At 64.0% G+C, this 18,440-nt stretch carries 19 protein-coding genes; 11 read left to right on the forward strand and 8 right to left on the reverse strand.

What is annotated here, in order from left to right; translation table 11 throughout:
- Positions 1-10: 10 nt before the first annotated feature.
- From HYH07_RS07810 to HYH07_RS07820, 3 genes are all read right to left on the reverse strand, one after another.
- Positions 11-433, reverse strand: coding sequence for a hypothetical protein (locus HYH07_RS07810; RefSeq protein WP_220002029.1), 423 nt, complete (start codon positions 431-433; stop codon positions 11-13).
- Positions 434-505: 72 nt separating this feature from the next.
- A complete protein-coding gene (locus tag HYH07_RS07815) occupies positions 506-1,186 on the reverse strand; it encodes a site-2 protease family protein (RefSeq protein ID WP_220001951.1) in 681 nt (226 codons plus the stop codon).
- Between the two features lie 74 nt (positions 1,187-1,260).
- Positions 1,261-2,127 carry a LysR family transcriptional regulator gene (locus HYH07_RS07820; protein WP_220001952.1) on the reverse strand — a complete coding sequence of 289 codons (867 nt, stop codon included), beginning with the start codon at positions 2,125-2,127 and terminating at the stop codon, positions 1,261-1,263.
- Between the two features lie 92 nt (positions 2,128-2,219).
- Here HYH07_RS07820 and HYH07_RS07825 point away from each other — a divergent pair, with 92 nt between their 5' ends.
- The gene (locus HYH07_RS07825) at positions 2,220-3,131 is read left to right on the forward strand and encodes a DMT family transporter (protein ID WP_220001953.1); all 912 of its coding nucleotides are present in this window, start codon (positions 2,220-2,222) and stop codon (positions 3,129-3,131) included.
- A gap of 2 nt (positions 3,132-3,133) precedes the next feature.
- Here HYH07_RS07825 and HYH07_RS07830 read toward each other — a convergent pair whose 3' ends face one another.
- From HYH07_RS07830 to HYH07_RS07850, 5 genes are all read right to left on the reverse strand, one after another.
- Positions 3,134-3,526, reverse strand: coding sequence for a GFA family protein (locus tag HYH07_RS07830; RefSeq protein ID WP_220001954.1), 393 nt, complete (start codon positions 3,524-3,526; stop codon positions 3,134-3,136).
- Positions 3,527-3,533: 7 nt separating this feature from the next.
- Positions 3,534-4,280, reverse strand: a complete 747-nt coding sequence (locus HYH07_RS07835) for an SDR family NAD(P)-dependent oxidoreductase (protein ID WP_220001955.1) — start codon at positions 4,278-4,280, stop codon at positions 3,534-3,536.
- A 20-nt stretch (positions 4,281-4,300) separates the two neighbouring features.
- Positions 4,301-5,032: an SDR family oxidoreductase gene (locus tag HYH07_RS07840; protein ID WP_057758211.1), complete on the reverse strand. Its 732-nt coding sequence runs from the start codon at positions 5,030-5,032 to the stop codon at positions 4,301-4,303.
- A gap of 137 nt (positions 5,033-5,169) precedes the next feature.
- Positions 5,170-6,999 carry an IlvD/Edd family dehydratase gene (locus HYH07_RS07845; RefSeq protein ID WP_220001956.1) on the reverse strand — a complete coding sequence of 610 codons (1,830 nt, stop codon included), beginning with the start codon at positions 6,997-6,999 and terminating at the stop codon, positions 5,170-5,172.
- Positions 7,000-7,126: 127 nt separating this feature from the next.
- The gene (locus HYH07_RS07850) at positions 7,127-8,224 is read right to left on the reverse strand and encodes a LacI family DNA-binding transcriptional regulator (protein ID WP_228749306.1); all 1,098 of its coding nucleotides are present in this window, start codon (positions 8,222-8,224) and stop codon (positions 7,127-7,129) included.
- Positions 8,225-8,429: 205 nt separating this feature from the next.
- On the opposite strand from HYH07_RS07850, the gene HYH07_RS07855 reads away from it, so the two are divergent.
- The 10 genes from HYH07_RS07855 to HYH07_RS07900 all read left to right on the forward strand — a co-directional run bounded on the left by HYH07_RS07855 (position 8,430) and on the right by HYH07_RS07900 (position 18,378).
- The gene (locus HYH07_RS07855; protein WP_220001957.1) at positions 8,430-9,491 is read left to right on the forward strand and encodes an ABC transporter ATP-binding protein; all 1,062 of its coding nucleotides are present in this window, start codon (positions 8,430-8,432) and stop codon (positions 9,489-9,491) included.
- A gap of 56 nt (positions 9,492-9,547) precedes the next feature.
- Positions 9,548-10,861, forward strand: a complete 1,314-nt coding sequence (locus tag HYH07_RS07860; protein ID WP_220001958.1) for an ABC transporter substrate-binding protein — start codon at positions 9,548-9,550, stop codon at positions 10,859-10,861.
- Between the two features lie 65 nt (positions 10,862-10,926).
- The gene (locus HYH07_RS07865) at positions 10,927-11,871 is read left to right on the forward strand and encodes a carbohydrate ABC transporter permease (RefSeq protein ID WP_220001959.1); all 945 of its coding nucleotides are present in this window, start codon (positions 10,927-10,929) and stop codon (positions 11,869-11,871) included.
- Between the two features lie 2 nt (positions 11,872-11,873).
- Positions 11,874-12,749, forward strand: a complete 876-nt coding sequence (locus HYH07_RS07870; RefSeq protein ID WP_057758200.1) for a carbohydrate ABC transporter permease — start codon at positions 11,874-11,876, stop codon at positions 12,747-12,749.
- A gap of 76 nt (positions 12,750-12,825) precedes the next feature.
- Entirely contained in the window at positions 12,826-13,812 is a 987-nt protein-coding gene (gene denD, locus HYH07_RS07875; protein ID WP_220001960.1) for a D-erythronate dehydrogenase, read from the forward strand.
- 29 nt (positions 13,813-13,841) lie between these two features.
- Positions 13,842-14,807 carry a sugar kinase gene (locus HYH07_RS07880; RefSeq protein WP_220001961.1) on the forward strand — a complete coding sequence of 322 codons (966 nt, stop codon included), beginning with the start codon at positions 13,842-13,844 and terminating at the stop codon, positions 14,805-14,807.
- Between the two features lie 43 nt (positions 14,808-14,850).
- A complete protein-coding gene (gene eda, locus HYH07_RS07885; RefSeq protein WP_220001962.1) occupies positions 14,851-15,501 on the forward strand; it encodes a bifunctional 4-hydroxy-2-oxoglutarate aldolase/2-dehydro-3-deoxy-phosphogluconate aldolase in 651 nt (216 codons plus the stop codon).
- A 60-nt stretch (positions 15,502-15,561) separates the two neighbouring features.
- On the forward strand, positions 15,562-16,731 hold the full coding sequence (locus HYH07_RS07890; RefSeq protein WP_220001963.1) for an acetyl-CoA acetyltransferase: 1,170 nt from the start codon (positions 15,562-15,564) through the stop codon (positions 16,729-16,731).
- Positions 16,732-16,859: 128 nt separating this feature from the next.
- A complete protein-coding gene (locus HYH07_RS07895; RefSeq protein WP_057758191.1) occupies positions 16,860-17,066 on the forward strand; it encodes a hypothetical protein in 207 nt (68 codons plus the stop codon).
- Between the two features lie 112 nt (positions 17,067-17,178).
- The gene (locus HYH07_RS07900) at positions 17,179-18,378 is read left to right on the forward strand and encodes a CaiB/BaiF CoA-transferase family protein (RefSeq protein WP_220001964.1); all 1,200 of its coding nucleotides are present in this window, start codon (positions 17,179-17,181) and stop codon (positions 18,376-18,378) included.
- The last annotated feature ends 62 nt before the right edge of the window (positions 18,379-18,440 follow it).

Consider the following 18,440-nt stretch of genomic DNA (forward strand, 5'->3'; position numbering starts at 1 on the left):
GGTGTGGCCGTCAGCGCCAGTAGTACTTGATCCCGACATAGACCACGACGAGGCAGGCGAAGATCAGCGCCACCGGCAGCGGGCGTTTCTGGGTTCCTCCGACTGTCGTCGCCCCGAAGAAGCCGGCCTTTTTCGGCTTGGGAGCCGGGCGCCGGAATGCGGTAACATTGTCCCTTGCCGGTTCGGCCGGCCGCGTGCGGACGTCGGGCGGGTTCCCGCCGCCGCCCATCTCCAGATAATAGGATTTGTAGACCTCGGCGATGGCGGCCTCTGTCGCCTCAGCCTCGCTCATCCGCTCCAGCAGCTTCTTGTAGCCGTCCAGGAAGCCCTGTGCGTCAGGGGGCAGCGCCGACAACCCGTTCAGCTTGGCCATCATCTTCCAGGTGGCGAAATCGGCGCGGGCACGGGTGTCGGCGCGACGCGCGATCAGCATATCGGCAGCTTTGACCAAGTTGGCCTCTAGCCCTTCGGCTTTGTCTTCAGGGATAATCAAGTACGGTTTCAACTACGCATTGCCGGTGGCCAAGAGAACAGCTTGAATCACATAACCGGTCAACGTTCGCAGTATTGCTGAAATAACATCAAGATTTAGACCGAACTGGGAACCCGCCAGCGGCAGCAAAATCAGCAGCGCGATCAGGATCATCATGCCGAACGGCTCGAGTCGCGACAGGGGCAGGGCGAGCGGCCGGGGCAACAGCCCGACCGCGACCCGCCCACCGTCGAGCGGCGGGATCGGCATCATGTTGAACACCGCCAGCACGGCGTTGATCGTGATGGTGTTGTCCAGATTGTCGGCGATCCACCGGGCCGTGCTTGCCGGCACCAGGGGCAAGGCGTGTGCGGCGATGCCGGCGACCAGCGCCAGCAGGATGTTGGTGGCGGGACCGGCGAGGGCGACCCAGACCATGTCCAGCTTCGGATTGTTGAGCTTGCGAAAATTCACCGGCACGGGCTTGGCATAGCCGAACAGGAACGGGGAATGCGCAAACAGCAGCATCGCCGGTAATATCAGCGTGCCGAACGGGTCGATGTGCCTGATCGGATTGAAGCTGACGCGGCCGAGCTGCCAGGCGGTGTCGTCGCCGAGCCGGTGCGCCACGAAGCCGTGCGCGGCCTCGTGAAAGGTGATGGCGAGCAGCACCGGCAGCACCCACACTGAAAGGTCGTACAAGGAAACGTTCACGTCGCATCTCGCGCGTCTATGCCTGTCGCCTTGCAGACGACCTGGCCAAACCGGCGGTGCAGCAATGCTTCAGCTCAACATAGGGTGGCCGGTTCCGAAATGCCACGTTGCAGATGATCGGCAAGCAGCACCGCCGGGCGCGATAGGCCGCGCGCGCAATGGAGGCGGATGTCCGCCACCGGCAGCGGCGGCAGCCCGTCGCGTAAGCCGAGAGGTCGAAGGCGGCGCGGCAGGGTGCCGGCCTTCACGACGGTCACCGCAAGGCCTTCCGCTACGATCGATTCCACCGCCGCCGTCGTCCGGCTGACAAAGGCGAGCCGCCAGGGCCGGCCGGCGTGATCAAGTGCTTCCGCGGCCCATTGGCGGAACAGGCAGCCCGGCGGGTAGAGCGCGACGGGCAGGGTGTCTTCCGCCATGGCGCGACAAGCGGCGGCGGCTGCCCAGATGGCCTGCTCGCGCCGTAACAGCTCGCCCTCGGCACACCCTTCCGGATGCATGGCGATGACGAGGTCATAGGCCTCCCCGAGGCGGGCCGGCATGGTGGCGGTCAGCCCGGTCTCGACCTCGACCCTGACGGTCGGATGATTCCTGGCAAAGCTCGCCAGCAGCGGCGGAACGACGATCGTGCCATAATCGTCCATCACGCCGAGGCGAATGACCGCCTCGGGCTTGCGCGCGCGCAAGGCGTCGACCGCTTCAGCATGAAGAGCCAGGATACGCTGGGCATAGTCGCGCAGCTCTTTGCCCGCGGCGGTCTGCACGATGCCGTCCCGGTTGCGCTGAAACAACTTTGTGCCGAGCCGCTGCTCGAGGCGCCGGACCTGCACGCTCACCGCCGACTGGGTCCGGTTGAGCCGATGGGCCGCGCGCGTGAACGAGCGCTGTTCGGCGACGGCGAGAAAAGCCCTCAGCAGATCGGGATCGAGGTCGGGCGCGGTCATGACGGAACGTTATCCCAGCATGACGGAAATTCCATTCTCAGTTTTGACACGGCCCGTATGCTGTTCGTCAGCGCGTTCGTCAGGGAGCAATCGTGAGCGAGATTTTCGGCGTTCTGGCCGCGGTGCTGTCGAGCGCGCTGGGCGGCACCTCGATTGGCGCGACGCGCTACCTCGTCGGCAGCATTGATCCGCTGGCGATTGGCTCATTCCGGTTTGGCATTGGCTTTCTGCTGCTACTGCCGCTGACCCTGCTGCGCGGCGACCGCTGGCCGGAGCGCGATGACTGGGCGGCTACCGTCGGGCTCGGCATATTGTTTTTCGCGCTGTTTCCAATCCTGTTCAACGCATCCCTGATCTTCACGACAGCCGCGCGCGGTGCGCTCGCGCTATCGACATTGCCACTGTTGTCGCTCGTGATTGGCGCCGCGCTCGGCAGCGAAGCCCTGACCTGGCGCAAGTCAATTGGTGTCGTGGTGGCAACATCGGGCGTTGCCGTCGCGCTCCTCTCTGACCTGAGCTCGGCGCCGTCAGGGGCCTGGCGCGGTGATCTTCTGATGATGGCGGCTGCGCTGTGCATGGCGCTGTATGGCATCTGGTCGAAGCCGCTGATCCGGCGCTCCAGCCCAATCGGGTTTACGACCATGAGCATGGCCGCGGGCGGTCTCTGCCTCATCCTGCTTTCAAGTTTTCGAGGCAGCTTCGCGCCCGTTGCAGATTTCGGCACGCCCCAATGGCTGGCTGCGCTTTATCTCGGCGCCTTCGGCGCGGCGCTGACCTTCTATCTATGGGCCTTCGCGCTGGAGCGGACCACGCCGACGCGCGTGGCGATTTCGGTCACGGTCAATCCGATCACGGCATCGCTGGTCGGCGCCTGGCTGCTGCATGAGCCGCTGCGCTGGAACCTCGCGGCCGGCATTGTCGCGGTGTTCGCAGGGATTTGGTTAGCCACGACAACGGGGAAGCGCGTGCAGGCGGCAGGCATCACCGTTTCAAGGCAGCCCTGACCTCAGGCCGGGATCGTCGTCTCATACTGCGTCAGGCCGTCGTCGAGCTTCACCCAGGCGAGCTTTTCCGAGACCCAGATGTGCTCGGTCGGCGCGAAGGCGTTGCGGTCGTCGAAGGTCGCGAGCGCGACGCCGGCCAGCGTGCCGTTGCGCCGCCAGGAGAACAGCCGCGTGCCGCAGGTCATGCAGAACACGCGGTCGATCGCCTCAGACGACTTGTAGCGGCCGGTCTCCCCCTCGACTGTCAGCGCCTTCTGGTCGAACTGGGCGCGGGCGAAATAGGGCGAGCCCATCGCCTTCTGGCACATGCGGCAGTGACAGATGCGCACGTTCAGCGGCTCGCCCTCCGCCTTGAACCGCACTGCGCCGCACAGGCATCCACCTTCCCGGATCATGGTGTCCTCAATAGGTTGCCCGTCCACCCGAGATATCGAACACCGCGCCGGTCGAGAACGCACAGTCTTCGGACGCAAGCCAGCTCACCATCGCGGCAAGCTCCTCCACCAGCACGAAGCGCGCTTTGGGGATTTTAGACAGCATGAAATCGATATGCTGCTGCGTCATCTGGTCGAAGATCGCGGTCTTGGCCGCCGCCGGCGTCACCGCATTCACGAGAATGTCATGCGCGGCGAGCTCCTTGCCGAGCGATTTCGTCAGCGCGATCAGACCGGCCTTGGAGGCCGAATAGTGCGAGGCGTTGGGATTGCCTTCCTTGCCGGCGATCGAGGCGATGTTGACGATCCGCCCGTATTTCTGCTTGAGCATCACGGGCACGATCGCCTTGCAGACGATGAAGGGGCCGTCGAGGTTGATGCGCAGAACTTTCCGCCATTCCTCCAGATCGGTCTCCCAGACGGGCTTGTTGACGCCGGCGATGCCGGCATTGTTGACGAGGATGTCGATCCTGCCGAGGGCGGCGAGCGTCCCATCGCGGGCCTGCTCGACGGCTGCGGTGTCGGTGACGTCGACCTTGAAGACGCGGACGTTGTCGCCGATCTCCGCGGCGGTCTTCTCGGCCAAATCTGAATCAAAATCCCAGATTGCGACCCTGGCGCCGGAGGCGACGAAACGCTCGCTGATGGCGCGGCCAAAGCCCTGCGCGCCGCCGGTGACGACTGCGACGCGGTCGTTGAGATCAATCTTGTTCATCAGATGTGATCCGGTGGGCGTCAGAGCATGTAGCCGCCGTCAACCACGAGGTCGACACCGGTGGTGAAGGCGCTCTCGTCGCTGCCGAGATAGACCGCCATGGATGCGATCTCCTCGGCAGTGCCGAGCCGGCCCATCTTCTGGCGCGAGATGAACATCTCCTTGCCCTGCGGCCCTTGGGCTGCGGCGCGGTCGAGCATCGAGGGGGTCTCGACGGTGCCGGGGCAGATCGCGTTGCAACGGATGCCCTTGGTGATGAAGTCCAGCGCGACCGCCCGCGACAGCAGCGATACTGCCGCCTTCGACGAGCTGTAAACATAGCGGTTCGCCGGCGGACGCAGCGCCGCGCAGGACGAGATGTTGACGATGCTGCCGCCGCCGCCCGCGATCATGTCAGGCAGGAAGGCCTTGATGGTCCGGTGCATCGACTTGACGTTGAGGTCGAACGAGAAATCGAAATCCTCTTCCGAGCAATCCAGGATGGTCCCGTGGTGCACGAAGCCGGCCGCGTTGAGCAGGATGTCGATCTTGCCGACACGTTTTGCAAAAGCGTTGACGTCGGCCGTGTTGCGGACGTCGAGTTTCGCCACTTCGGCGACGCCCTCCCTGGTCAGGCCTGCGATGCCCGCCTCGTTGATGTCGGTGGCGATGACGGTTGCGCCCTCACGCGCGAATGCGAGGGCGCATGCGCGTCCGATACCTGCGGCTGCAGCCGTGACGACGGCGCGCTTGCCCTTGAGGCGGTTGGCCATGTTGTTTTTCTCCCTTTGAACTGGTCATTCCGGGGCGCGCCTCTTGGCGCGAGCCCGGAATCCATTGTGCTGCGATGTTGGTGGCTTGACGGATTCCGGGCTCGCGACTTCGTCGCGCCCCGGAATGACAGAAGCTGCTAGTGGTTATCCCGCGGCACGCCAAACGCCGAGGCGACGTTCTGGTAGCGCGTGGCGAGCTCCATGCAGGCGCCGGTCGATTGCTGGCCGACGGTGCTGCGATAGATCTCCTGCCACGGCGTCTGGTTCGGCGGATGCTTGAAGCCGCCGGCGGCCTTCAGCTCGGCATGGCGCTTCTTCAGCTCCTCGTCCGAGATCAGGATGTTGGCGCTGCCCTTGTTGAGGTCGATGCGGACCTTGTCGCCGGTCCTGAGGATCGCGAGGCCGCCGTTCGCGGCGGCTTCCGGCGAGGCGTTCAGGATGGACGGCGAGCCCGAGGTGCCGGACTGACGGCCATCGCCGATGCAGGGCAGGGACAGGATGCCGCGTTTGATCAGCGCCGCCGGCGGCTGCATGTTCACGACCTCGGCACCACCGGGGTAGCCGATCGGGCCGGTGCCGCGGATGAACAGCACGCAATGCTCGTCGATGTCGAGCGAGGCATCGTCGATCCGCGCGTGATAATCCTCCGGCCCCTCGAACACGACGGCGCGGCCCTCGAAGGCGTTCAGATCCTTCGGGTTGCTCAGATAGCGATCGCGGAATTCCTTCGAGATCACCGAGGTCTTCATGATCGCGGAATCGAACAGATTGCCCCTCAGCACCAGGAAGCCGGCGTCCTTCACCAGCGGCTTGTCGTAGGCCCAGATCACGTCGTTGTCGGGCGCCGGCGCATTCTTGCAATTCTCGCCGATGCCGCGGCCGTTGACGGTGACCGCGTCCTCATGGATGCGCTTGTGCTTCATCAATTCGCGCACCACCGCGGGCACGCCGCCGGCGCGGTGGAATTCCTCGCCGAGATAGAATCCGGCCGGCTGCATGTTGACCAGCAGCGGCACGTCGTGGCCGAATTTCTGCCAGTCGTCAATCGACAGCTCGACGCCGATGTGTCGGGCCAACGCGTTGATGTGGATCGGCGCGTTGGTCGAGCCGCCGATCGCCGAATTGATGACGATGCAGTTCTCGAACGCCTTGCGGGTCAGGATGTCCGACGGCTTGAGGTCTTCCCAGACCATCTCGACGATACGTTTTCCCGTCTCATAGGCGATCTGGCCGCGCTCGCGATAGGGAGCGGGGATGGCCGCGCAGCCCGGCAACGAGAAGCCGAGCGCTTCGGCAAGGCCGTTCATGGTCGAGGCCGTGCCCATGGTGTTGCAATGACCGACCGACGGCGCCGAGGACGCCACGATCTCCATGAACTCTTCATAGTCGATCTCGCCGGCGGCGAGCCGCTCGCGCGACTTCCAGACGATGGTGCCGGAGCCGGTGCGCTCGCCATTGTGCCAGCCGTTCAGCATGGGCCCGCCCGACAAAACGATCGCGGGCAAGTTGACGGTCGCCGCCGCCATCATGCAGGCCGGCGTGGTCTTGTCGCAGCCGGTGGTCAGCACCACGCCGTCGAGCGGGTAGCCGTAAAGCACCTCGACCAGGCCCAGATAAGCGAGGTTGCGGTCCAGCGCCGCGGTCGGGCGCTTGCCGGTCTCCTGGATCGGGTGGGTCGGGAATTCCATCGCAATGCCGCCGGCCTCGCGGATACCCTCGCGGACGCGGTGGGCCAGCTCGATATGGTGGCGGTTGCAGGGCGACAGGTCGTTGCCGGTCTGGGCGATACCGATGATCGGCTTGCCGGATTGCAGCTCGGCGCGGGTGAGACCGAAATTCAGGTAGCGCTCCATATAGAGCGCGGTCATGCCCGGATTATGCGGATTGTTGAACCAGTCCTGCGAGCGAAGATGGCGGCGGGTGCCGTTGCCGGCGGGCGCGTGCCCATTGGTTGGGTTTTTTGTCACGGGTTTCTCCTTCAATGCAAACGCACCGTGCGACGTTCGGGATGTCGATCGGTGCGCTGCCCGGCAGCGCGAGCATGGTCAGACGGCCCGCCTGCTGGCGAACATTTCCTCAGGATCGGGATATTACTCACGGGTCGTTGGTAACGCTATCATTTTGTACGGCAGCCACCCATTCGCCCGCGCGGGGGCTCGCCGTCGGCCGCTGTGCTTGCGAACTCTGTCGTTCGATCACCGTGAAGCCGAGATCGAGCACGGGCTTTTCGGGGCGCTTTCCCTCGATCGCCTCGATCAGCATCGCGGCAGCCGTGCTGCCCATCTCGTAACGATTGGTCCGCACGCTCGTCAGCGTCGGCACCGAGGAGGCCATGAATTCGAGGTCGTTGAAGCCGACGATCGCGATCTGGTCGGGGACCGGGATCTCGCGCCGGCGGCATTCGAAGAGAACGCCGAGCGCGAGGTCGTCATTGGCGCAGAACACCGCGTCGATGTCGGGCTCGCGCGCGATCAGATCGGCGAACAGCGCGCCGCCAAGCGTCACCGAGGTCGGCGTTGCCGTCGTCACGGTCAGTCTTTGGTCGAACAGGCCGGCCTCTTTCATGGCTGCGGCATAACCGTCGAGCCGACGCTGCACCCGCGGATCCATGCGGGCGCCGACGAAGCCGATCCTGCGGTGGCCCTGCGCGAACAAATGGGCAATTGCCGCGCGCGCCGCCTCATAATGGGAGAAGCCGATCATCATGTCGACCGGATTGGGCCCGATCTCCATGATCTGCACGATCGGGCAGTCGGCCGCCTCAAGCATCGCGCGGGACTCGGTAGTCTGGTCGATGCCGGTGACGATCAGTCCCGCCGGCTTCTGTGCCAGAAACAGCCGCAGCAGCTTCTCCTCCTGGAGAATGGAGTAGCGCGTGTTGGACAGCTGGATCGAGTAACGGCTGCCTTCGGACGCGTCATAGATGCCGCGCAGCACGTCGGAAAAAACGTTGTTGGTCAGCGACGGAATCAAGACGCCGATCACTTCGGTGCGCTGCGAGGCCAGCGCACGTGCCGCAAGGTTGGGCACATAGCCGAGCTCCCGGGCCGCGCTTTCGACCCGCGTCCGCTTGGCCACCGACAGCGCCTCGGGATTGCGGAAGAAGCGGGACGCCGTGATCGGGCTGACGCCGGCCAGCTCGGCGACTTCCGCTAACCGAATCTTCCCAGACTTGGTGCGCTTTCGACCCATTTGTTGCTCATAACACAGCCATTCCCGCAAACAAAGGATCGTTGACAGCGCTACCAGCAACGACTAACCAAAGACAAATTGCCAAACCCGCACAAACTGCTGACAATGTCGCCTGTTAAGAGGGGCTTCGGGTCAGCGAAGTTCAGAAAAAACAAGACGGTGGCGGCGCTGCAGATGTGTCGTCTCGGTCGGAGGAGGGAGCTAGATGTCGTCTGTGCAAATCCGCGACGTGCGGAAATCGTTCGGCAATTTTGAGGTCCTGCACGGCGTCTCGATCCCGATCGAGGATGGCCAGTTCGTCGTCCTGGTTGGCCCCTCCGGCTGCGGCAAGTCGACGCTGCTGCGCATGCTCGCAGGCCTCGAGAACATCACCTCAGGCACGATCTCGATTGGCGATCGCGTCGTCAACAATGTCCAGCCCAAGGAGCGGGACATTGCGATGGTGTTCCAGAATTACGCGCTCTATCCGCACATGACCGTCGCCGAGAACATGGGCTTCTCGCTGAAGCTGCGGAACGCCGGCTCGGACGAGATCAGCAAGCGGGTCAAGCGCGCCGCCGAAATTCTTGCCCTGACGCCGTTGCTCGACCGCTACCCGCGCCAGCTCTCCGGCGGCCAGCGCCAGCGCGTCGCCATGGGCCGCGCCATCGTGCGCGATCCCCAGGTCTTCCTGTTCGATGAGCCGTTGTCGAACCTCGACGCCAAGCTGCGCGTCGCCATGCGCACCGAGATCAAGGAACTGCACCAGCGGCTCAAGACCACCACCGTTTACGTCACCCACGACCAGATCGAGGCCATGACCATGGCCGACAAGATCGTCGTGATGCATGACGGCATCGTCGAGCAGATGGGCACGCCGCTCGAGCTCTATGACCGGCCGGAAAACCAGTTCGTCGCCGGCTTCATTGGCTCACCCGCCATGAATTTCCTGAAGGGGCATATCCGCGTCAACGGCGTTGCGACCTTCGAGGGACCAAACGGCGTCAAGCTGCCGCTCAAGAGCGCGCCGGCTGCCTCGGACGGCAAGCCTGTGGTTTACGGCGTCCGTCCCGAGCATTTCACCATTGCCGATGACGGCGCCGACGCCGAGATCGTCGTGGTCGAGCCGACCGGCTCGGAGACGCAGGTGTTTGCGAAGCTCGGGGGCGAGCAGGTCGTCGCGGTCTTCCGCGAGCGCCACCAGTTCAATCCAGGCGACAAGGTCAAGCTGAAGCCCGATCCGGGCGTGATTCACTTGTTTGACGAGGCGACAGGCAAACGCCTGTAGTGGCGTTTCTTGATTTAAGACGACCCAAAGACAATTAAAAAATCAGGGAGAGAACGATGAGCGATTTCGACAGGCGAAGTGTGCTTAAAGCCGGCCTGGGTGGCGCAGCATTGCTGGCCGGCCCGGGTATCGTCCCGGTGCGCGCAGCCGAGTGGACCAACAAGCCCGAGCCGAACGCCTCCATCCGGATCCTGCGCTGGAAGCAATTCATCCAGGCCGAGTACGACAAGTTCGCCGAGCAGACCAAGAAGTTCGCCGAGACCACCGGCGTCAAGGTCAAGCTCGAGGCCGAGAGCTGGGATGACATTCGCCCCAAGGCGGCGGTGGCCGCCAATGTCGGCGCCGGTCCCGACCTCATCATCGGCACGCTGGACGATGCCCACAAGTTTCCCGAGAAGCTGATCGACGTCACCGACGTCGCGAATTATCTCGGCGCAAAATATGGCGGTTGGTATCCGGTCGCCGAGAAATACGGCAAGAAGGGCAATAGCTGGATCGCCATTCCCCAGGGCGCCACCGGCGGCTGCATGAACTACCGGATCAGCCACATGAAGGCCGCCGGATTCGAAGAGTTTCCGAAGGATCTGCCCGGCTTCCTCAAGCTCTGCCAGAATCTGAAGAAGAACAACACGCCGGCCGGATTTGCGCTGGGACATGCGACCGGCGACGCCAATGGCTGGGTCCATTGGCTGCTCTGGGCGCATGGCGGCAAGCTCGTCAACGAGAAGAACGAGGTGGTGATCGAGTCGCCGGAAACGATCGCCGCGCTGGAATACGTCAAGCAGCTGTATCCGACCTTCATCCCGGGCGTGTTGTCGTGGAACGATTCCAACAACAACAAGGCCTACCTGTCCGGCGAACTCAGTTTGACCCTGAATGGCATCTCGATCTGGACGGTCGGCAAGAATTCCCCGGATCCAAAGCAGCAGGAGATCGCCAAGGATACGGATCACGCAGCCCTGCCCATCGGTCCGGTCGGCAAGCCGACCGAGCAACAGAACATCGTGATCGCCTACGGTTACAAATACTCGAAATATCCGAACGCGGTGAAAGAGTTTCTCCGTTTCATGTGGGAAAAGGAGAACTACGACGCGTGGGAGGTTGCCTCCAACGGCTACGTCGCACCGCCGCTGCCGGCCTACAACGACAATCCGGTCTGGACCTCCGACCCGAAGATCACGCCGTTCCGTGATTGCCTGAAACGTTGCCTTGACAACGGCTATGCCGGCGATCTCGGCTACGCCTCCGCGGCGGTGATGGGCGACTTCGTCCTCGTCGACATGTTCGCGGAAGCAGCCACCGGTTCTGCGACGCCGAAAGAGGCTGCGGCGCGCGCAGCCGAGCGTGCCAAGCGCTACTACCAGGTCTGATCCGCACCTTCAGCGCAGCGTCCGGCGAGCCGGACGCTGCTGCTATTTGTCTAGGGGAGTCCGATATGGCGGTCTTGGCGGAGCCAATCGCGCAGCCGAAACGCAGCAGCCTGTGGTCGAGGGCATTTGAGAGCCGTAACTGCCTCGGCGCGATGTTCATGGTGCCGGCCGTGGCCATCCTGGTCCTGTTCCTGGCCTATCCGCTTGGGCTCGGTTTGTATCTGGGCCTGACCGACACCAAGATCGGAGGGGCAGGGCGCTTCATCGGCTTTGGCAATTTCGTTTCCCTTGCCAAGGACTCGGTGTTCTGGCTCTCGGTGTTCAACACGATTTTCTATACGGCGACCGCCAGCATCGTGAAGTTCGCGATCGGACTTTATCTGGCGCTGCTGCTCAACGAGCGGCTGCCATTCAAGTCGATGATCCGCGCCATCGTGCTGTTGCCCTTCGTGGTGCCGACCGTGTTGTCGGCGATCGCGTTCTGGTGGATCTATGACAGCCAGTTCTCGATCGTCTCCTGGGTGCTGATCAAGGCGGGCCTTCTGACCCGCTACATCGATTTCCTCGGCGATCCCTGGAATGCACGCTGGTCGGTCGTGATCGCCAATATCTGGCGCGGCGTGCCGTTCGTGGCGATCACGCTGCTGGCGGGATTGCAGACCATCTCGCCCTCGCTCTATGAGGCCGCCAATCTCGATGGCGCCACCAATCTGCAGCGCTTCCGCCACATCACGCTGCCGATGCTGTCGCCGATCATCGCGGTCGTGATGACATTCTCGGTGCTGATGACGTTCACCGACTTCCAGCTGATCTACACCATCACGCGCGGCGGGCCGATCAACGCCACGCATCTGATGGCGACGCTGTCGTTCCAGCGCGCCATCACCGGTGGCAATCTCGGCGAGGGGGCGGCGATCTCCAATGCGATGATCCCGTTCCTGGTCGCCGCGATCCTGCTCAGCTTCTTCGGGCTTCAGCGCTCGCGCTGGCAACAGGGCGGGAGGGACTGACCATGACCACCGTGGACGACCAAAGCGTCGGAATGGACTATCTGGAGAGCTTTCCGAAGAAGTTTCTCCGGGTCTACGTCCCGCTCGGCCTGATCATCTTCTTCCTGCTGTTTCCGTTCTACTGGATGGCGGTGACGACGTTCAAACCAGATGCGGAGATGTACGATTACGAGAAGTACAATCCGTTCCTGATCGCGCATCCGACGCTCGAGCACATCAAGAAGCTGTTCGTGGACACCGACTATCCGCTGTGGATGTGGAACACGGTGATCGTCTCGGTGTCCTCGACCTTCATCTCGCTGTTCGCCAGCGTCTGCGCGGCCTACGCGATCGAGCGGCTCCGTTACACCGGCTCGCGCTATGTCGGCCTCGCGATCTTTCTCGGCTATCTCGTGCCGCCCTCGATCCTGTTCATTCCGCTGGCGGCGATCGTGTTCCAGCTGGGCCTGTTTGACGGCAATCTGGCGCTGATCCTGACCTACCCGACCTTCCTGATCCCGTTCTGCACCTGGCTGCTGATGGGCTATTTCCGCACCATCCCCTATGAGCTGGAGGAATGCGCGCTGATCGATGGGGCGACGCGGCTGCAGATCCTGGTCAAGATCACGCTGCCGCTGTCGCTGCCGGGGGTCATTTCGGCCGGCATCTTCGCCTTCACCTTGTCCTGGAACGAGTTCATCTACGCGCTGACCTTCATCTCCTCTTCGGAGAACAAGACCATTCCGGTCGGCGCCATCACGGAGCTCGTCAACGGCGACGTCTATCATTGGGGCGCCCTGATGGCGGCGGCCCTGACCGGCTCGGTCCCCGTAGTTATCCTTTATTCCTTCTTCGTAGAGTACTATGTGTCGGCGATGACCGGCGCCGTGAAGGAATGACCAGCGGGGCCTGCCTGGGAACGCGCCAACATCTTTCAAGAGCGGCGCGTTCCGGCCAATAAGAAGGAGTAGGCTCTTGCACATTCTGGTTCTGGGCGCTGCCGGCATGGTCGGCCGCAAATTGTGTGAACGTCTCTTGCGCGACGGCCGGCTCGGCAAGAGCGACGTCACCAAATTGACCATGCATGATGTGGTCGAGCCCAAGAAGCCGGAGAAGGCGGGTTTTGCCGTCGAGACGGTCTCGGGCGATTTTGCCGTGCCGGGCGCTGCCGAGAAGCTGATCGCCGGCCGTCCCGATGTGATCTTCCATCTCGCGGCCATCGTCTCGGGCGAGGCCGAGCTCGATTTCGACAAGGGCTACCGCATCAATCTCGATGGCACGCGGATGCTGCTCGACGCCATCCGCCTGGTCGGCGGCGGCTACAAGCCGCGTGTGGTGTTCACCTCCTCGATTGCGGTGTTCGGCGCGCCGTTCCCGGACGCGATCGGCGACGAATTCTTCCATACTCCGCTGCTCAGCTACGGGACCCAGAAGGCGATCGGTGAACTCCTCCTCGCGGATTATTCGCGTCGCGGCTTCCTTGACGGCATCGGCATCCGGCTGCCGACCATCTGCATCCGGCCTGGCCTGCCCAACAAGGCGGCATCGGGCTTCTTCTCCAACATCCTGCGAGAGCCCTTGGCCGGCAAGGAAGCGGTGCTTCCGGTCTCCGAGGACGTCCGCCACTGGCACGCCACGCCGCGCTCGGCGGTCGGCTTCCTGCTCCACGCCGGCACCATGGACCTCGCCACGGTCGGCCCGCGCCGCAATCTGACGATGCCGGGCCTGTCGGCCACCGTCGGCGAGCAGATTGCCGCCTTGAAGCGCGTTGCCGGCGAGAAGGTCGCCGCCCGCATCAAGCGGGAGCCCGACCCTTTCATTGTCGGCATCGTCGGCGGCTGGCCGCGCAATTTCAACCCAAAGCGGGCGCTCGAGCTCGGCTTCACCACGGCCGAGAAGACCTTTGACGACATCATCCGCATTCACATCGAAGACGAGCTCGGCGGCAACTTCGTCGCCTGACGTAACTGATGAACAGCGTGGATATGACGATGGCGAGCGTGGCTTGCATCGGTGAATGCATGGTCGAGCTTCGACAGGCTCAGGGTGGGCAGGCAGGGCAGGGCGGTGGCCTGTTCTCGCGCGGCTTCGGCGGCGACACCCTCAACACAGCGGTGTATCTGGCGCGGCTCGACGTCAAGGTCGACTATTTCACCGCGCTTGGCGACGATGCGATGAGCGAGGAGATGATTGCGGCCTGGAACGCCGAGGGCGTCGGCACCCGCCGGGTCGTGCGACTGCCGGGCAAGCTGCCCGGCCTCTACATGATCCAGCTCGATGCCAAGGGCGAGCGCCAGTTCTACCACTGGCGCGACAGCGCGGCGGCGCGGCAACTCATGAGCCTGCCGGAGACCGACGAGCTGCTCAACTCTCTGATGAGCTACGACATCGTCTATCTCTCCGCGATCACGCTCTCGATCTACGATCAGACCGGGCGCGACCGCCTGTTCGCGGCGATCAAGCGCGCCCGCCTGCTCGGCACCCGCTTCGTGTTCGACACCAATTTCCGCGCACGCGGCTGGCCCGATCGCGACATCGCCCGCGAGGTGTTTTCTGCGGCCTTTGCCGCCGCCGACATCGTGCTGACGTCGGCCGAGGATCTGCTCGCGCTCTATCCCGGCGAAAGTCCTGAGCAATTGATGGCGCGCATCCCTACGCCGGAGCTGGTGTTCCGGCTCGCGGAGCCCGCCAGCCTGCTGCGCTACCCCGGTGGTACCAGCGAGGTCCGCGCTGAACCCATGACAAAGCCCGTCGTCGACACCACGGCGGCCGGTGACAGTTTTGCCGCAGCCTATATCGCGGCCCGGCTCGGCGGTTCGGATCCGGTCGAGGCGGCCCAATCGGGCCATCGCCTCGCCAGTCTCGTGATCTGCTATCCCGGCGCCATCATTCCGGGCTATGCCATGCCGCCGAAGAAGCGGCACCGGCCTGCGACCACACGCCAAGCCACGAAGTAGAGCCACGAAGTCACACGACCGAGTCAACGAAAAGATCCAGAAAATGCCCACTGCTGCCCAACAGAACCACCTCGTCGCGCTGTTCAAGGCCGCGACCGTCATTCCCGTCCTGACCATCGAGCGGATGCAGGATGCCGTGCCGCTGGCAAAAGCCCTGGTGGCCGGCGGCGTCCGCACGCTGGAGGTGACCATGCGGACCCCCGTTGCGATCGAGGCAGCGCGGGCGATGATGGCCGAGGTCCCCGACGCGGTCGTCGGGATCGGCACCATCCTCAATCCGGCTGACTTCACCCGGGTCGAGAAGCTCGGCGTCGCCTTTGGCATCAGCCCGGGCCTGACCCCCGACCTCCTCAAGGTCGCCGCCGATAGCTCCCTGCCGTTTGCGCCGGGCATCGCGACCGCCTCCGAGCTCATGACGGCGCTGTCCTACGGCTTCGACGTCGCAAAATTCTTCCCGGCCGAGCAGGCCGGCGGCATCAAGGGCCTGCGCTCGCTCGGTGGGCCCTTCCCGAACGTCCGGTTCTGCCCGACCGGTGGGGTCGGCGAGGCCAATGCGGCGACCTGGCTCGCCGAGCCCAATGTGGTCTGTGTCGGCGGTTCCTGGCTGTGCCCGACGGCGGAGATCAGGGCCGGGAACTGGGCCGGCATAACTGCCATCTGCCAGCGCACCCTCCAGGCCCTTAAACCCGCGTGAAGTCTTGCCATCCCTGGGCTAAGACTTAGGTCAGCAAGAGACTGCCAGGGAGAGAAGACCATGACTGCCAGCATCGTCGGATGGGCGCATACCCCGTTCGGCAAGTTCGATACCGAGACCGTCGAGAGCCTCGTCACCCGGGTCGCCAATGAGGCGATGGCCGATGCCGGCATTTCGGCCTCCGATGTCGACGAGATCGTGCTTGGCCATTTCAACGCCGGCTTCTCGGCGCAGGATTTTACCGCCTCGCTGGTGCTGCAGGCCGACCCGAAGCTGCGCTTCAAGCCGGCCACCCGTGTGGAGAACGCCTGTGCGACGGGCTCGGCTGCCGTCCATCAGGGCCTGCGTGCGATCGCCGCAGGCGCAGCCAGAATCGTGCTGGTCGTCGGCGTCGAGCAGATGACCCGGACGCCGGGGCCGGAGATCGGCAAGAACCTGCTCAAGGCCTCGTACCTGCCCGAGGACGGCGACACCGTCGGCGGCTTTGCCGGCGTGTTCGGCAAGATCGCCAGCTCCTACTTCCAGAAATACGGCGATCAGTCCGATGCGCTGGCGCTGATCGCGGCCAAGAACCACAAGAACGGCGTCGCCAATCCCTTCGCGCAGATGCGCAAGGATTTCGGCTTCGACTTCTGCCGCGCCGAGAGCGAGAAGAACCCGTACGTCGCCGGTCCCCTGAAGCGCACCGACTGCTCGCTGGTGTCCGACGGCGCCGCCGCGCTGGTGCTGGCCGACGCCGAGACCGCCAGGACCATGGGCAAGTCGATCGGCTTCCGCGCCACCGCGCATGCCCAGGATTTCCTGCCGATGAGCAAGCGCGACATCCTCCAGTTCGAGGGCTGCACGGTCGCCTGGCAGCGCGCGCTGGAGAAGGCGGGCGTGACGCTGTCCGATCTCTCCTTTGTCGAGACCCATGACTGCTTCACCGTCGCCGAGCTGATCGAGTACGAAGCGATGGGACTGACGCCGAGGGGGCAGGGCGCCCGCGCCATCAAGGAAGGCTGGACGCTCAAGGACGGCAAGCTGCCGGTCAATCCGTCCGGCGGCTTGAAGGCCAAGGGCCACCCGATCGGCGCCACCGGCGTCTCCATGCATGTGATGACCGCGATGCAGCTCGCCGGGCAGGCGCCCGAGGGCATGCAGTTGAAGAATGCCAAGCTCGGCGGCATCTTCAACATGGGCGGCGCTGCCGTTGCCAACTACGTCTCGGTTCTCGAGCCATTGAAGTAAGGTTCGACTCTTGTAGGGTGGGCAAAGGCACAAAAGCGCCGTGCCCACCATTTCCTTGCGGTAGATCATGGTGGGCACGCTTTGCTTTGCCCACCCTACGGCTCCTGATTGATTTGCGGAAAAGCATCATGAGCACTAACTACGAAGATTCTCTCTCTATCGAAGCCCTCAACGATCGCATCGCGATTCTCGAGGATAATATCCGACAGCTGATCGAGCAGGCCGCCGCCGCCTCCGGCGAGCAGAACGAGTCGCGCATTGCCGACCGCATCAACCAGCAGAACGACGAGCTCGAGCGTCTCATGAAGATCCGCGAATCCCGCCAGAAGAAATAGCGGCCGCGTCCGCGCGCATGCGGCTATTCGCCGGCAGCCCTTGCGCATGCGCCACCACTCCCCTTAGCTGAACCGAAATCGCGGGAGAGCCCGCGCAATCGGGAGCGAACCAATGGGGCCGCTGAAGGGCATCAAGGTCGTCGACATGACCACCGTGCTGATGGGGCCTTATGCGACCCAGATGCTCGGCGACTACGGGGCCGACGTCATCAAGGTGGAATCGCTCGACGGCGACGTCACCCGCCTGATCGGCCCGATGCGGCATGCCGGCATGGGCCCGGTGTTTCTCAACACCAACCGCAGCAAGCGTTCGATCTGCCTCGACCTGAAGAAGCCCGCTGGCCGCGAGGCCGTGCTGCGGCTGCTGAAGGACGCTGACGTTCTCGTCTACAACGTCCGACCACAGGCAATGGCGCGGCTGCAGCTCGGCTATGACGTGGTCTCCGCGATCAATCCACGGCTCGTCTATGCCGGTGTGTTCGGCTTCGGCCAGGACGGGCCATACGCGGCAAAGCCTGCCTATGACGACCTGATCCAGGGCGCCACCGCGCTGCCCGCCTTGATGGCGCAGACCGGCGACGGCGTGCCGCGCTACGTGCCGAATGCACTGGTCGACCGCATCGTCGGCCTCACCGCCGTCGGCGCGATCTGTGCCAGCCTCGTGCATCGCGACCGAACCGGCCGCGGCCAGCGTCTGGACATCCCGATGTTCGAGACCATGGCCGGCTTCGTCATGGGTGATCACATGGGCGGGCTGACTTACGAGCCCCCGCTCGACAAGGGCGGCTATGCCCGCCACCTCTCGCGCGACCGCAGGCCGTACAAGACCTCGGACGGTTATCTCAGCGTCATCGTCTACAACGACAAGCAGTGGGAGAATTTCTTCAAGGCGACCGGGCGCGAGGACCTGCGCGCTGATCCCAAATTCGCGACCTTTGCGGGGCGCGCCGCCAATATCGATGTCGTCTATGCCGAGCTCGCCCGCATCTTCGAGACGCGCACCACGGCTGAATGGATCAACCTGCTGACCAGGGCCGACGTGCCCGTCATGCCGATGCACGACCTCGCGTCGATCCTCCACGATGAACATCTCGAAGCGACCGGTTTCTTCCCCGTCGTCAACCATCCGACCGAAGGCCCGATCCGCAGCATGAAGGTGACGGCGAGCTGGTCGGAGACCGAGGCCGAGCCGGTGCGGCTGGCGCCACGCCTCAACGAGCATGGCGCGCAGATCTTGCGCGAGATCGGCTACTCCGAGGGCGAGATCGCCGCCATGGTCCGCGACGGCGTCACACGCGCGGCACCGGAGTAGGGGGAGGAAGTGATGGGGCTAACTCTCTCATCCGTCATTCCGGGGCGCGACGAAGTCGCGAG

It is taken from the genome of Bradyrhizobium sp. BR 10261 (assembly GCF_019455395.1).
Lineage (GTDB): Bacteria > Pseudomonadota > Alphaproteobacteria > Rhizobiales > Xanthobacteraceae > Bradyrhizobium > Bradyrhizobium manausense.